Raw genomic sequence first — 14,842 nt, 5'->3', positions numbered from 1 at the left:
AAAGATTATTTTGCAGAAGACGATAAAAATGAGGAGAAACCAGAACAGTCTTTTTAGGCTAAACAGGGTTATCCGATTGCAAATATGCCAATAAACATCTGTTAAAAGTATTCGAGTTGTAATAGAACTCTTGCAGGGAGGATCTGCTTTGTATACTAATAACCGGTTACTACCTATATATGCGATTTTGATTTTGCTCTTGATCCTTCCGGTGCTGGCCGCGGCCGGGACAACCGGAAAAATCGCCGGGGTAGTCGAAGATGAAAAAACCGGGACCCCCATACCCGGTGCCACCATTCGCGTTATCGGTTCGGACATCGTCACCGAATCCGATAACGATGGAGATTACTTCATTCTGAATCTTCCCGCAGGAACCTATACCCTCGCCGTTTCGGTAATTGGTTTTCAGACAATTGAAAAAGAAAATGTCCGGGTTCTCCTCGATTTAACCACCCCGGTCGATTTCACTCTCGAACAGGTCGAGATACCGCTTAAACGCCAGGTAAAAGTCTATGCCGAAAGAAATCCGATTCAGAAAGATCTGACCGAATCGCGCTTGATTATGACTTCGGATCGCCTGATGTATATTCCGGGCGCCAGGTCCATCCAGAACATCCTGGCCAATATGGCCGGGACCATCGTCGACCGCAACCAGGATCTCCATGTCCGCGGCGGGCGTTCGGGAACTGTCTCTTATTTCTATGATGGTTTCTCAATTCAGGATCCCTTTGCCGGTGAATCCGGTATCAGAATCATTCCCGACGCCATCGAGGAAATCTCTCTGACTTCGGGAGGATTTCCGGCCGAGTACGGCGAGGCCCTGTCAGGTATCGTCAACGCTGTGACCAGAGAAGGAACCCGCGAATTCCACGGTATGCTGAAAGTCTACGACGGCGCCTCCAACAAGTACGATATCGGTACCGGTGAATTCGGCAGCCTGGAACGGATCAAAGACAATGCCGCCAGCTATAATCTTTCCGGGCCACTGCCCGATTTACTCGGCAACCGCTCCTCGTTTTTCATGGCCGGTGAGTACCGCCACGACGGCGGCTATCTCCCCCACAATATTCTCAACCAGTACACCCAGTCGGGGAAACTGACCTTCCAGCCGACCCCGAATATGAAAGTGACCGCTACCGGCAGTTATTTTCAGGGTGACCGCCAGGTGTACGAACATCTCGATGTCAATGGCCTATCGTACGATTTCAACCTGGACGGCCTCGGGATCACCAAATCCTGGGCTTATCTTTACGGTCTGAAAGGCAATTATAATGTCAACGAACGATCCATCGTGGGGCTCTCGGTCAATCATTTTTATACCGAAACCAAACGGGCGCCGGAAGATCTTTTTGACACCTACTGGAATGAATGGCCGGGCTATTCGGAAGATTCGACCGGGGCCTATAACGGCACCATCCATGAAGATAATTACCGGTTCGCCGAGGAGTATTTCAACACCGGTTATACGACCGGCGACGATTTCATGCCGATTTATCACCGGCGCTATACCTCGTATAACGCCGTGGCCCTGAATTTCACCAGCCAGATCAATAAGTACCATCAGGTGCGGATCGGCTCGGAATATCGTGATTATACCATCTTCTGGGATGAAAAGCAGTTCTTCAATTCCTCGCCGTACGGCGAGAAGTACAAGCATTCACCGACTTATGCCACGGTGTATGCCCAGGATAAACTGGAACTGCGCGAATTTATCATCAACGCCGGTATCCGCTGGGATTATCTGAATTCCGAAGTCGAATACTGGCCCGATATTCTTAACAAAGACACGGTTGACAAGGTTAAATCGAAATCCAAATCGCAGATTTCACCCCGTTTGGGCGTGTCCCATCCGATTTCGGAGAATTCGGTCATCCGTTTCAACTACGGCTATTTCTTCCAGGTCCCGAATTACCGGTACATGTATACCAACCAGGATGTCGATCTGAATTCGGGTTTGCCGCTGGTGGGGAATCCGGATCTCGAGGCCGAGAAGACGATCGCCTATGAGCTGGGTCTGAACCAGATGCTCAGTCCCGAAATCCGCCTTGATATCACGGTTTATTATAAGGATATCAAAGACCTGATCGCCACCCGGCCGCTTTATAAAAAGGGCAATCCCAACCCGATCACGCTGTATGTTAACGAAGACTACGGTTCTGTCAAGGGGATGGACCTGACTATCGAAAAAATCGCCCGGGGCTATTTCTCCGGTTCGCTGGTTTACAGCTACATGATCGCCAAAGGCAATTCCTCGTCGGCGACCGAGGCCTATTACAGTTATATCGCCAATACGACCGACACCGTTCTGCCGACCAAGGAATATCCCTTGTCCTTCGATCAGAGGCATACCGCCACCCTGTCCCTCGATTACCGGGTTCCACGCGAATGGAAAGGCAAGTTCATGGGAATCAATGTCCCCGGCGCCTGGGGAATCAATGCCGTTGCCCACTACGGCTCCGGCCTGCCCTACACCATTACCGATAACTCCGGAAATCGCTATGGCAGTACCAACGAGGGCCGGATGCCCAGCACCTACACGGTCGATTTCCGCTTTAATAAGGACGTTTTCGTGAGCGGAGGGAACTTCTTCTCCTTCTTTGTCGAAGTCGAAAACCTCTTTGACAAGCGCAATATCATCAATGTTTACACCAATACCGGCCGGCCGAATGATGATGGGCGGCATTACGATGAAACCGCCGATCCGGACGGTACCGGACCATACACCGCTGAAGATGTAAATCATTATTATAAATTGCTGGCTAATGACCCCCAGAATTATTCATCTCCGCGTCGGGTCAGAGTCGGACTTGAATTCAACTTCTGATAAGGCAGGTATATGAACATGATTTTTTCAAAACTTAAAATAGCCGGTATTCTCGCAGTCTTGCCACTTCTGATTCTGTCCGGCCCGGTTCTCGGCAAAGTTACCCAGGTGTCGGCTCCTCCGCTGGAAGTGTCCGATCAGATCACTCACGACAAGGGGAATATTGTTACCACCGTGGACAACTGGGGGTATATCGGCGGTTACAGCTATCCTTACGATCTGCCGTCGGGCGAATGGCCCCGCAATTCGGGCCATGATTATATCGGCGAAATGAAATTCTGGATGGGAGCGGTGACACCCGGCGGCGACGCCATTGTGGCTGATTCCGATGAAGATTTCAGACCTCTGCCGTCGCTGGTATCGGGTGCCGAAACCTACAGTATCCGACTCTCCACCGATACCACCACCTACGACTACGATCCGACCGATACGATCGGTAACGGTCTCGGCAATCCGGCCCTCGGATGGCGGGTGTATAACACCGACAGCCTCGAATGGACCTACAATCAGGTCTATTCGCCGCTGGTGGATTCATTCCTGCCCGGCGGGCCGACCGGTCTGCAGCAATCTTTCTGCCGCTTTGAGGACGGTAACGGGACCCAGACTCTGGGTTTGCAAATTTCACAGACTATCTGCCAGTGGAATTACTGCTATAACGAGGATATGCTGTTCGTTATCCTGGAAATTACCAATGTCTCCGCGGTAGATTACACCGATTTTGCTTTTGCTATTTACAGCGATTTTGACGTTGGCGGACCGGACGGAACCGGTGAAAACGGACGTCTCGGCGATCTGGTCGCCAGTGACAGCACCGAAAACCTGGCCTGGACCTATGATGAGGATGGTTACGATCCGGGCTGGGGAGCTCTGGTTCAAACCGGCATCATGGGAACCAAATACCTGGAAACGCCGGATAATATCGGGATGACCGCTTTCCGGACCGGTCAGTGGGAATACCTGCCGGATGATGACCCCGGTAAATTCGAGATGATCAATTCCGAGCAATACGATACCTCGCTCCCGCCGGCCGACCAGTATTATCTGCAGTGCACCCGGGGGATTCAGCTCGATGCCGGGAAGACAATCCGGGTGGTTTATGCCATTATCGCCGGTCAGAACGAAAGCGAATTTTACGATAATGCCGCGACCGCCCAGACGTTATATGATAATTATTTCGTCGGCCCCAAACCGCCGGCGGTACCCCAATTGAAAGCCCGGCTGGGTGACAAGAAAGTCTATCTGAGCTGGGGCGATACCTCCGAAGTCGATCTCGACCCTCTCACCGGGGAGCAGGATTTCAGCGGTTATAAGCTGTACCGTTCCTCCAACCAGGGTTACACCTGGGGATTCGAGGATCGCACTAACACCAGTTCCTGTCTGGATATCGATTATATCCCGATTGCGGCATATCAAAAGGATGAAATAGCCGATCCGATCGCCCATACCTATATCGATACTAATCTGGTCAATGGCATGGAATACTGGTACTGCCTGGTGGCGTACGACGGCGGAGATACCTCGGTTCCCATCGGGCCGCTGCAAAACGGATTCGGAAATCCCGACAGCGATCCCAATGTCGTCCGGGTTATCCCCCGGTCGGATCCGGCCGGTTTCTATGATGCCTATTCCACCATCGAGCACACCACCCTTGATAACAGCCTCATATCCGACGGGGTGATCTACCCGATTATTTTCGATGAAACGGCCGTGATCGGTGAGGATTACAGCGTTATTTTTACGGAAGACGATTATTATACCTACTGGCACCTGATCCGGGTCGATGCCGTCACCAATGATACCACCTGGATTCTTGAGGATCAAACCCTTCAGGACGGCGATCCGGGTCTTTATGAGATCGGCGAGGGAATCCGGATGGTGGTTCGTGACGGCGATCGAATCCCGCGCTCGATCGGCCAGACCGAATTCGCCGTTTCCGGCGATACCACCCTCCACCTGGGTTATTTTTATGGAGCCATGGGTGAAGTTTACGGTTTCCCCATCGGTTCCGGCAGACATTTCCGCTCGACCTACGAAATCCGTTTCACCGAAACCGGGTCCGAGGGATACTGGCTTTACGATGACGTAACCCCGATGTCTCTTCCGTTCGAGATCTGGAATGTAACTCTGGGATACCAGGTTGTCGCCGAGATTCTCGATCAGGATTTCGATCAGGTCTGGGATCCCGATGATCGTGATTATCTTTCGATTGTCGATATTCCCTACGACGGTAATCCTCATCCGGAGGGCTTCCCGTACAACCATGCCTGGTTTTTCCGGTTCGGTACCGAAGACCTGGCATACCAGACGGGCGATGTTTTCATGATCGAGGGAGCGCCGATGAACGGGGCCGAAGATGTTTTCGCCTTCAAGACCGACGGCGTCAATGATGCCGCCGCGCGGGTCGCTCTGGGAGCCATCAGAGTGGTCCCCGATCCCTATATCGGCCGCGGCACCTGGGAAACAGGCAAGTACGAAAACCGTCTGGAATTTACCAGACTGCCGGAAATCTGTACGATTAGAATATATACTCTGGCCGGAGACCTGGTCAAAACCGTCGCCCATAACGGGACCGGAACCGCGGTCTGGAATATGCGTTCGGAGGACGGGTTATCCATCGCCTCAGGAATCTATTTATATCACGTCGAATCGGAATATGGCGACCATATCGGCCGGTTTGCCGTGGTAAAGTAGGAGAATGCGCCATGATTAAAAAATTAATAACAGTAGTGATTGCGGCCCTGATAGCCACCACCGCTCTGGCCGGCGAATTCTCCAAAACCGGTACGGCCGGGGCCCAGTTTCTCAAAATAGGGGTGGGCGCCAGGTACCATGGAATGGGTGAAGCCGCCGTGGCCGTGGCCGAGGATATCTATGCCATGTACTGGAATCCCGCCGGGCTGACTTCAATCGAAACCAGTGAGCTGGCTTTCACCCATGTCGACTATATCACCGATATCAATCTCGACTATATCGCCTATGCCAGGCGTTTCGAAGGACTCGGTGTTTTCGGCCTGTCGGCCACCATCCTCTCGATGGGCGATAAGGAAATTACCACCATCGAGGAACCGGAAGGGACCGGCCAGTCGTACTCAGCCTCCTCATTTGCTTTCCAGCTCAGCTATTCCCGTCAACTGACCGCCCAGTTTTCGTTCGGGGCGAGTTTCAAATATATCGGCGAGGAAATCTACCGTGAAAAAGCCGCCGGCTTTGCGGTCGATTTCGGAACCATGCTTTACACCGGCTTCAAGTCGCTCCGGATGGGGATGAATATTTCCAATATGGGGCCGGAAATGAAGTTCGATGGCCCCGATCTGGATGTCGAGTATGATGCCGATGAAGGTAATCCGAACCAGGAACCTTTCTCCAGCCGCCTTAAAGTGGACCCGTATGATTTGCCCCTGACTTTCCGGGTCGGTCTGGCCTATGATTTTGTCGATACCGAGGACAGCCGTCTGATGGTCGCGATCGAGACTAAACACCCCAATGATAATGAACAGCAGGGTGCCATCGGGGCCGAATATGACTGGCAGGGGAAATATTTCCTGAGAGCCGGGTACAAGTTGAATTACGAGGAGGAAGGGCTTGGATTGGGAGCCGGTTTCCGAACCGGCCTTTCCCAGTACACCACCCTGGCTCTTGATTATGCCTGGGTCGATGTCGGACGCCTGGAATCCGTTCACAGATTCTCTGCGAGCCTTTCGTTTTAGTGATTATTGTTCTGACCTGCTTGGGCCCCCGCCGGTGCGGGGGCCTTTTTTATACCGCTTTAACCAATGGACTTTCGGCCTTTCACGGTGTATATTATCATAATATCGCAAATAAGCTCACGGAGATAAATGATGCCTCTTTTTAATTTTCTTTATCGATCGCTGGCGGCTCTTTTGGTAATTCTCCCGGTCTGGAATGGTCCGGTCCGGGCCGATGATACCAGAGCCTCGCGCGAACTGCTGACCTATTATCTTGATCTGGTCAAATCCGGCAACTACGAATCGGCCTGCGGACTCTGGGAACCGGCTTCGTATGCCCGGTCGATCCGACTCGGTATCCAGTACAATAATATCCCGATCAAGCCGGATTTCAACTCGCCGGTCATGCAGGAGTTCAAGCTGGTCAAATCGTATCTGCCGGATGGTGTCATTTCCAAGGCGATTTTCGACAGCAATGTCGTTCGCTGGAAATTTCGCGCCGAAGATAGTACCTTCACCCGCGATCATTTCTATTTTACCGTCGTTAAAGACGGCTATCCCTGGATTATTGCACCGGCCGATTATTATACCGCCGGCTGGTCTCTTACGACCACCCGTTATTTTCGTATTTATGCCGATCCCAAACGCGAATCGGAATTGAACTCAATTGCCCTCAATTCCCTTGATGAGTTCGTCACGCGAACCGCCGCGACCCTGGGAATCGTACCGGAGCGGAGGAAACTTCTCGAAGAAACGAAAATCGATTACTATCTGTGCAATACCGATCTTGAGGTCGAAAAAATTACGGGAATCCGTGATCGGGGAGTGTACGATCCGGCCTATGATGCCGTCGTTACCACCTTCCTCCCGCATTTTCATGAAATCGCCCTGCTCCTGGTGAATTTTCGATTACAGCATCTTCCGCCCGCGACTCAACCCTTTATTCAATATGGTTTTGCCACTTATCTGGGGGGACGCTGGCAGCGTTCCCCGGCGGTAGTCTTCGATTTCGGGGAGTACATTCTCAAATACAAAATTATCGATATCGACTCGATCCTGACCTTCAATGATTTCCATAATCTTGAGGGCGGCGATGTTTCTTATCCGGTCAGCAGTTGCCTGGTTGAATACCTCTATGAGCAACTCGGACTTGAAAACTTCCTGGCTCTCTATGGCCGTCTCGCGGGCGACCGAGAAACGATTATGACCATGACGGCCGATACGGTGAGAAGCATTATCACCGACGCCGTGAATATGGATTGGGAGCAGTTTAATGCCGGGTTTCAGTCTTTCCTCGAAGAACGCGGCCGCCGGGCCGGCCTGATAATCCCCGGGCAAATCGAGGCCGATCAGCCTGTCCTGGAAAACAGCGGGTTGCGGATTTCGACGTCCGACAAATGGCTTCAGGTGGTTTATCAGGATGCCGACAGTACTGTCGGCGATATCACCTTTCTTTTCGACCGCTGCCCGGAACTGGACAGCCTGAAATCGATGCTGTTTGAGGAGCAATTCCGGGGGAGCCGGAAATTTCCCGGATTCCGTTATGGTATTCGTCTGGACCGAAACGAAATCGGTCTCTATGACTATGCCGCCAACCAGATCAAGGCCAAATATATCGCCGATCCGGAATCATCGGGTATATATTATGATCCCGATAAAAACCGGGTCACGGCCTATTTTGGATTGGATTTGCTGGACGGTGCCCTGCCGCAGAAAGATAATTATCAGATCATAAAATAGGATCAGGGTTGCGGAGTAGTTTTGGTGGTGTCGTTCAGCTCAAGAAAGATATCGTTTATTTTCTTACGGATAACCGGAACTTCCGGCAGTCTGTCATTGAGGGCCACGAATTTCTCGAGATATTTAAGCGCCGCCTCCTTGCGACCGGCTCGTTCCAGCGATAATCCCCGGTACATATAGGCGTACGGTTCAGTGGAGTCGATTTTGAAGATAAGCCCGGTCAGGCTGTCCACCCCGGCCGGCTGTTTAGTGTTGTAATAATACCCGGCCATATCAACCAGGATGACGGGATTACGCGGATCGATCGACAGCGCCTTTTTCAAGACCGCATAGGATTTTTCATGTTGCCGGGTTTCCCGGTACAATTCTGACAGAAAATGGTACAGATCGAGATTGTAGGGGTCAAGCTTCAGGCCGGTCAGGTATTCTTTCTCGGCATCGCCGAAGCGTTTATAAAATTTCAGGATATTGCCCTTCTGCATCCGGTAAATGGCGTTGTAGGGATTTCTTTCGACCAGTTGCAGGGCATATTCGAAGGCATCATCATAACGTTCGTGAGCATAGAGATCGTTGATTATCTGTGATTCCAGGGCGCCCGGCGCCTTGGCCTTGATCGCCTGCTCTCGCTGAATGGCCAGAGCCGGTTGAGTGCTGACTGCGTAATAATCCCGCATCGCCAGAAGAGCCGCCTCATATTTGGTGTCGTTATAGGCCAGGTATTTATCCAGGCGGGCCACCGCTGTCTCCGGATCCAGATGAACATAATAGATCGGCATAACCGCCAATAGCGATATCGGGCAAAGCATCATCAAGATATCTTTAGAAAGGCCGATTACCGGGCGCACTTTTATCAGGGCGTAAACTCCCAGAAAAAGCAGACCGGTCAGGAGAAAACCATACAGATGGATGTCCCGGGCCATGCCGTTTTTGGGATCGATAACGAATATATAAATAACCTGGGCCAGAAATACAAAGCTCAGCGCCACGAATATCCGGTCCTTCCTGATAATCAACAAACCAGCCGCAATCGCGCCGAGGAAAATAATAAAAGCGGGTATCAGAAGGTAGAACAGATTCAACAGGTCCATCAGATGCCGAAATCCGAATATGGTATAGATCGTTTCCGGTGGTTTGCCATTCCAGAACAGGAGCAGGTTCTCCAGCCCGATATTGCCGACAGCTTTCAAATAGAGAATAATCGGCCCGCAGAGAATAATAATAAAAGCCGTTAAAGTCCCCAGGAAACGGCCGATCTGCCGGTTTCCGATCAGATACCGGAAACTGAGATAGATGATGGCCGGAATAGTGGTGATAAACTGAAAACTGAAAAACAAACCGATCATCTGGATCAGCCACAGGTAACCCAGATATTTACTGCTTTTCCGCTGGCTGAACATAATAACCAGCAAAACAAAGGCGGCCGCCAGCGGCAGGAGGATTGGGTTGTTTTCGACAAAACCGAAAAAGAACAAACTGAATCCGGTGAAATTAACAAGGAAAAGGTACGCCGTCATCTCATCGATATTATCCCCGGCCAGATTGGCGATCCGGAAAGTAAGATAAATAAAACCAAGCCCGGATAAAAATGAGATCAGGCGGTACGCCCAGGCCGCCGCCGTCACCTGATTCACCTCGAACAGTGAAATTATCCAGTAAAGCAGTCCGGCCAGATAGGTTGCGCCGGCCTCGTACCACTGCACGATCGGCTTGGTTCTCTGGGCGAAATTGGCAATTCGGATATATCCGTTGCCGTACAGATGGGCCTCGAATCGGAAAATGAAGAAAATTATTAGCGCGATGACCAAAATAATCAGGCGGCCCGCGATTTTACGATCACCCCAGAGATACCTGGTCAGCATCACCGAAATAAAGTGCCGGCTGGGCGAAATAAATAAGAAAGCGATCAGTATCAACCCGAAACCGATCCATAGATAGTACAATCCCGTCAGCAGGAAAGAGGCATTGTCGAATCCCCAGTTGACCACCAGGTAATGGTGCGCGATAACCGGCATGGCCAGAATCAGGACCGCCAGAACCAGGGTGATAATATTGGGCCATGATCCCAGCGCCTCGGAATTGTATGACAGAAATTTATTCATGACCGGTCCGCCCTAAATCTCTTGACGCCCTTCAAGCGCCCTTGAAATCGTTATTCCGTCGGCATACTCCAGATCACTGCCGACCGGCAAACCGCGGGCAATCCGGGTGATTTTGATATTCAGCGGTTTGATCAGCTTCGCCAGGTACAGCGCGGTCGCTTCACCCTCGACATTGGGATTGGTGGCGATGATTATCTCCCGGGTCGAATCGTTAATCCGCGCCAGCAGCTCTTTTATTTTCAGATCGTCGGGACCGATCCCGTCGAGCGGCGAAATCCGCCCGCCCAAAACATGATACTGTCCGTCATACCCCTCCGCCTTCTCCAGCGCCGAGAGATCGGAAACTTCTTCGACAACGCAGATCATATCCTGTCTGCGGCCGGGATCGGAACAGATATGGCACGGGCTGTGTTCGGAAATATTGAAACAGGTCGTGCAGAACCCGACCTTATCCTTGACCTCGCGGATAGAATCGGACAGCTCGATGGCCTCCTCCCGTGACATTTTCAAAATATGAAAGGCCAGCCGACCGGCCGATTTCCGGCCGATACCCGGCAAGCGGGAGAGAAGATTGATCAATCGTTCGACAGATTCTGCGGATTTAAACATAATCTCTTAAAACGGTAAATTGAGTCCCGGAATATTCATGCCGCCCGTCAGGGACGACATCTGCTCGGTCTGGAGATCCTGGGCTTTCTGGCGGGCCTGGTTGACCGCCGCCACGATTAAATCCTGCAGCATCTCGACATCATCGGGATCGACCACTTCCTTATCAATGATAACTTCAAGAATTTCCTGTTTGCCGTTGGCCACCACTTTCACCATCCCGCCGCCTGAGGTTCCCTCGACCCTGGCTTCTTCCAGCTCGGCCTGCATTTCTTCCATCTTCTGTTGCATCTTCTGGAACTGCTTCATCATATTTCCCAAACCGCCCTTGCTCATATTATTTCTCCTTCCGCTCAATCATCGACTTTTTTTTTACCGATAATATCACCGTCGAAACGTTCGACGATGTTTTTCAAATTTTCATCTTCCTGCAATAATTTTTCAGTATCGATCGCCTCCGGAACCGCTCCCGGTTTTTTCGCCTGGGGCGGTTTATTGTTGAGATCCGCCTCGAACCTGATTTTCAACCCGGCCTGGAAAAAATCGCGGAGGGTTCTGTCAATGGTCTCCCGGTAGGTTGGTTTCTCGACCACCTGTTTCGATGTTCCCCCGGCGTTATGGAACACAGCCGTAATCACATTATCCTTGACTTCCTTTATTTCCGCCATCGACAACAAGGCCGAAAGCATCGGGTTGGACTGCTTTAAATACTCGATATATTTCGGCCAGCCGGTCTGAACCATCGGCCGGTTGACCGCCCGGGTGACCCCGGTCCCGATCGGCTCGGGTGAGGGGAGAGGCAGTTCCTCGATCACCTTCGGGCTGGTTTCCATCACCGGTTTCTTTGGACTTACCGCTCCGAATAAATCTGTCTCGCCGTTTGGTTCCATGGTTTCGACTGCGCTGTCATCGGACAATTGAGCGATAATATCCTCGAATCGCACCGTTGCTTCCAAACTGACCAGCTTGATGGTATTGGTTTCGATCAATAACCGCGGGTCGATTCCGCTCTTGATATCGAGGGCCATATCGGTCATGGTTTTGATCATACGAAGCAGGTCGCCCGAGGAAAAATAATCACCCTGCTTTTTGAAGGTCTCCATCTCCGAATCGGACAGCTCCAGAAGTTTCGCCGGCTCGGCGGCATTCTGCATGATCAGCAGGGTTCGGAAATGATCCGCCAGCCCGTAACAGAATTCGGGAATCTCCACCCCGGAGTCGATCAGCTTTTTGACCAGATCCAGCCCCGCCGCGGCATCTTTGGAAGCCACCGCCTCGACATAATCGAAATAAAACTGGCGGTCGATCAGCCCCAGGGCCTCATTGACCTGCGCTCCGGTGATCTCCTCCCCGGTAAAAGCCGACATCTGGTCCAGAAGCGACATCCCGTCCCGCACCGAACCGTCGGCCTTGCGCGCAATCACGAACAGCGCTTCATCATCGATTTTGATTCCCTCGGCATCGGCGATTTTCCGCAGATGCAAGATCAGATCGCCGACCGCCACCCGGTGAAAATCATACCGCTGGGTCCGCGACCGAATCGTCTCGGGGACTTTGTGCGGCTCGGTCGTGGCGAAAATGAACACCACATGCGGCGGCGGCTCCTCGAGAGTTTTCAGAAGGGCGTCGAACGCCGACCCGGACAGCCGGTGAACCTCGTCGATAATATAAATGCGCTTTTTCCCCGAAGTGGGCAAATAGCGGACATTCTCGCGCAGGGTCCGGATATCATCCACCCCGGTATTCGAGGCGGCGTCGATCTCCAACACATCGAGCGCCGATCCTGCCGTTATTTCGTTGCAGGCCGGGCAGTTATCGCATGGCGTCGGGGTCGGGCCGTTGACACAGTTCAGGGCTTTGGCCAGAATTCTGGCGGTGGTCGTTTTACCGGTTCCGCGCGGCCCGGTGAACAGGTAACCGGAACTGATTCGCCCCGCTTTCAGGGCGTTCTGCAGGGTTCGGGTGACATGTTGCTGAGCCACCACCTGGTCGAACTGCTTGGGCCGGTATTTCCTGGCCAGAACCTGGTACGACATTTTTTTATTTGCCGGATTTTAATTTATGGTGTGCACCCACCCTTGACCCGCCGCCTAAAGGCTTCCGCGGCAGCCGGCTCCGGTCAGGTTGCCCCGCAACACATACCAACGATCACCTACCGTTGCTACCTTCCGGTCCTGGCGGGGTTCAGTGTGTTGCTATTGTACAGGACCCGGCCCTCAACACCACTTACCGTTTCCGCGCGATAAACGGTTAAAGCCTCCGGTGGGAATTCAACCCCGGTGTAGCGGATTCCGGGTTACAGGGCACCGCTAACTCCCCGTCTAGCACACCTTTGTCCTCTATGCAAAGTTAAATGGACCAGAGCGGGATCGAACCGCCGACCCCCACGTTGCGAACGTGGTGCTCTCCCAGCTGAGCTACTGGCCCATTGTTGTCATTTTGCCGGGCTGATTAGGTATACGAATCGGCCCTCATACAGGCTACGTAATAAACAAAATTCCCGCCGAAAATCAAGGCCTTTGTAAAAGAAGCCCGATTTATGTGATTTGGAGTCTAAATTGAGTATACAAATTATGAATTTGATTAAATTTACTGAAATTTGGCAGATATTTTTTGTATTTTATTGAGTAAGTATTTCACCAACAATTGATTTTAATTCTTTTTCTTCATCTGAATTTTTATCTACCAAAGCGTATAATCGGGATATGCAAGGTTTGTACTGACTGAGTGTTTTCACTATTGATCCGCTAAGAGTGACTAATTCCCTTATTTCATCCTTTTGCAGAATCTTGACAAGTTTCAAATAGTCTGGGGATTCTGTTTTTTGGGTATCCTCCAATTCAATAGAATGGCTCATTTCCTCAAATTTAATCTTTCTTTCTGCTATTGAGATATAACCTAAATCTAATCCCAATTCGTCCAATTTTTTTAAAAAATCGCTGTTATTAATCAGACATTTCGTTAAAATAGTATATTTCTCATCATAGTATCCCTCTGTCTTTGTCTCGACCGTTTTGATTTCATATATCGGTCTTAATGGTTTTCTTTTATATAAATTTTCAATGAGTTTTTGAATTAATTTATTGTCGTTTCTTTTCTTGTAAATATCCAAATAATACCAAAAGTATTCATCATTGAAATTCATGAGGAAATCACAGTCATTTTTAATTTTTTCCTCAATATCGGCAAAAGAATGTACTATTTCGGGATATTTACCCCCATCTTTAAAATCTTTATCCATAACCATGCAATAGAACAGTGCTTTCGCCATTAATTCAAAACCTACAGTTGTTTTGTGATATATTATATTGTATGAAAAATAACGATTGGTTATAAAATGCTCAATTGCGGTTATGGCCTTAGGTGTGAAACAAATTAATTCATTCTTTTTATCCCACTTTAAATTGCGCAAAATGTAATCTAAATCAACGATACCATATGATGTGCCTGTGGATTTGGCATCGCGAAGCATATAGTCAAGTCTATCACAGTCCAATGTACTGCTCATCAACTGAACATGAAATGGATTTTGAGTATCTTCAGCATTAAAAATCCTGGCAATTTCCTCTGGATCATATTTTTCATGTTCGAGTATTTTTCTTATTTCGGAATTTTCATGGGTTATTATAAGTTTACTCAGCCGTTCATGTTCTGCTGTTGGACTTTCATGCTTTTTTTCCGCATTTAAAAGAAGGTTTTTTTTAAAATCATTACTACCGCGGTTTTTGGTTACGTCAGGGACATTTTGATCAAAATCCACCCATTGGAATACCTGTTCACCCGGGTGGGACAATGGATAGTGTCCAACGTCATGCAATAATGCCGCAAGTCTTAATTTTTGGCAGTTTTTGGGGCCCTCATTTTCATCTTTTAATTTTCCACATCCT

Annotated in this window: 9 protein-coding genes, 1 tRNA gene and 1 other RNA gene; 4 read left to right on the top strand and 7 right to left on the bottom strand. The window is 50.3% G+C overall.

Going from position 1 to position 14,842, the window contains the following annotated elements; all coding sequences use genetic code 11:
* The first annotated feature begins 148 nt into the window (after window positions 1-148).
* From JXQ28_03645 to JXQ28_03630, 4 genes are all read left to right on the top strand, one after another.
* Window positions 149-2,824 carry a TonB-dependent receptor gene (locus JXQ28_03645; GenBank protein ID MBN2276822.1) on the top strand — a complete coding sequence of 892 codons (2,676 nt, stop codon included), beginning with the start codon at window positions 149-151 and terminating at the stop codon, window positions 2,822-2,824.
* A gap of 18 nt (window positions 2,825-2,842) precedes the next feature.
* A complete protein-coding gene (locus JXQ28_03640) occupies window positions 2,843-5,515 on the top strand; it encodes a hypothetical protein (GenBank protein ID MBN2276821.1) in 2,673 nt (890 codons plus the stop codon).
* A gap of 11 nt (window positions 5,516-5,526) precedes the next feature.
* A complete protein-coding gene (locus tag JXQ28_03635) occupies window positions 5,527-6,531 on the top strand; it encodes a PorV/PorQ family protein (protein MBN2276820.1) in 1,005 nt (334 codons plus the stop codon).
* 129 nt (window positions 6,532-6,660) lie between these two features.
* On the top strand, window positions 6,661-8,250 hold the full coding sequence (locus JXQ28_03630) for a hypothetical protein (protein ID MBN2276819.1): 1,590 nt from the start codon (window positions 6,661-6,663) through the stop codon (window positions 8,248-8,250).
* Window positions 8,251-8,252: 2 nt separating this feature from the next.
* Here the strand turns inward: JXQ28_03630 and JXQ28_03625 are convergent, their stop codons facing one another.
* The 7 genes from JXQ28_03625 to JXQ28_03595 form a co-directional block, all read right to left on the bottom strand.
* Window positions 8,253-10,349 (bottom strand): hypothetical protein, encoded by a 2,097-nt coding sequence (locus tag JXQ28_03625; protein ID MBN2276818.1) that lies wholly within the window; start codon window positions 10,347-10,349, stop codon window positions 8,253-8,255.
* A gap of 12 nt (window positions 10,350-10,361) precedes the next feature.
* Window positions 10,362-10,958 carry a recombination protein RecR gene (recR, locus tag JXQ28_03620; GenBank protein MBN2276817.1) on the bottom strand — a complete coding sequence of 199 codons (597 nt, stop codon included), beginning with the start codon at window positions 10,956-10,958 and terminating at the stop codon, window positions 10,362-10,364.
* Between the two features lie 6 nt (window positions 10,959-10,964).
* Window positions 10,965-11,291 carry a YbaB/EbfC family nucleoid-associated protein gene (locus JXQ28_03615; GenBank protein MBN2276816.1) on the bottom strand — a complete coding sequence of 109 codons (327 nt, stop codon included), beginning with the start codon at window positions 11,289-11,291 and terminating at the stop codon, window positions 10,965-10,967.
* 17 nt (window positions 11,292-11,308) lie between these two features.
* Window positions 11,309-12,991: a DNA polymerase III subunit gamma/tau gene (gene dnaX, locus JXQ28_03610; protein ID MBN2276815.1), complete on the bottom strand. Its 1,683-nt coding sequence runs from the start codon at window positions 12,989-12,991 to the stop codon at window positions 11,309-11,311.
* A 28-nt stretch (window positions 12,992-13,019) separates the two neighbouring features.
* Window positions 13,020-13,285, bottom strand: an RNA gene (gene ffs, locus JXQ28_03605) — signal recognition particle sRNA large type.
* A 24-nt stretch (window positions 13,286-13,309) separates the two neighbouring features.
* A tRNA-Ala gene (locus JXQ28_03600) sits at window positions 13,310-13,382 on the bottom strand.
* A 193-nt stretch (window positions 13,383-13,575) separates the two neighbouring features.
* A partial coding sequence (locus tag JXQ28_03595) for an HD domain-containing protein (GenBank protein ID MBN2276814.1) occupies window positions 13,576-14,842 on the bottom strand: 1,267 nt, incomplete at its 5' end.

The organism is Candidatus Zixiibacteriota bacterium, assembly GCA_016933955.1.
Lineage (GTDB): Bacteria > Zixibacteria > MSB-5A5 > GN15 > PGXB01 > JAFGTT01.
Note: the sequence above shows the minus strand (reverse complement) of the source record. Positions and strands in the feature narration are given on the sequence as shown.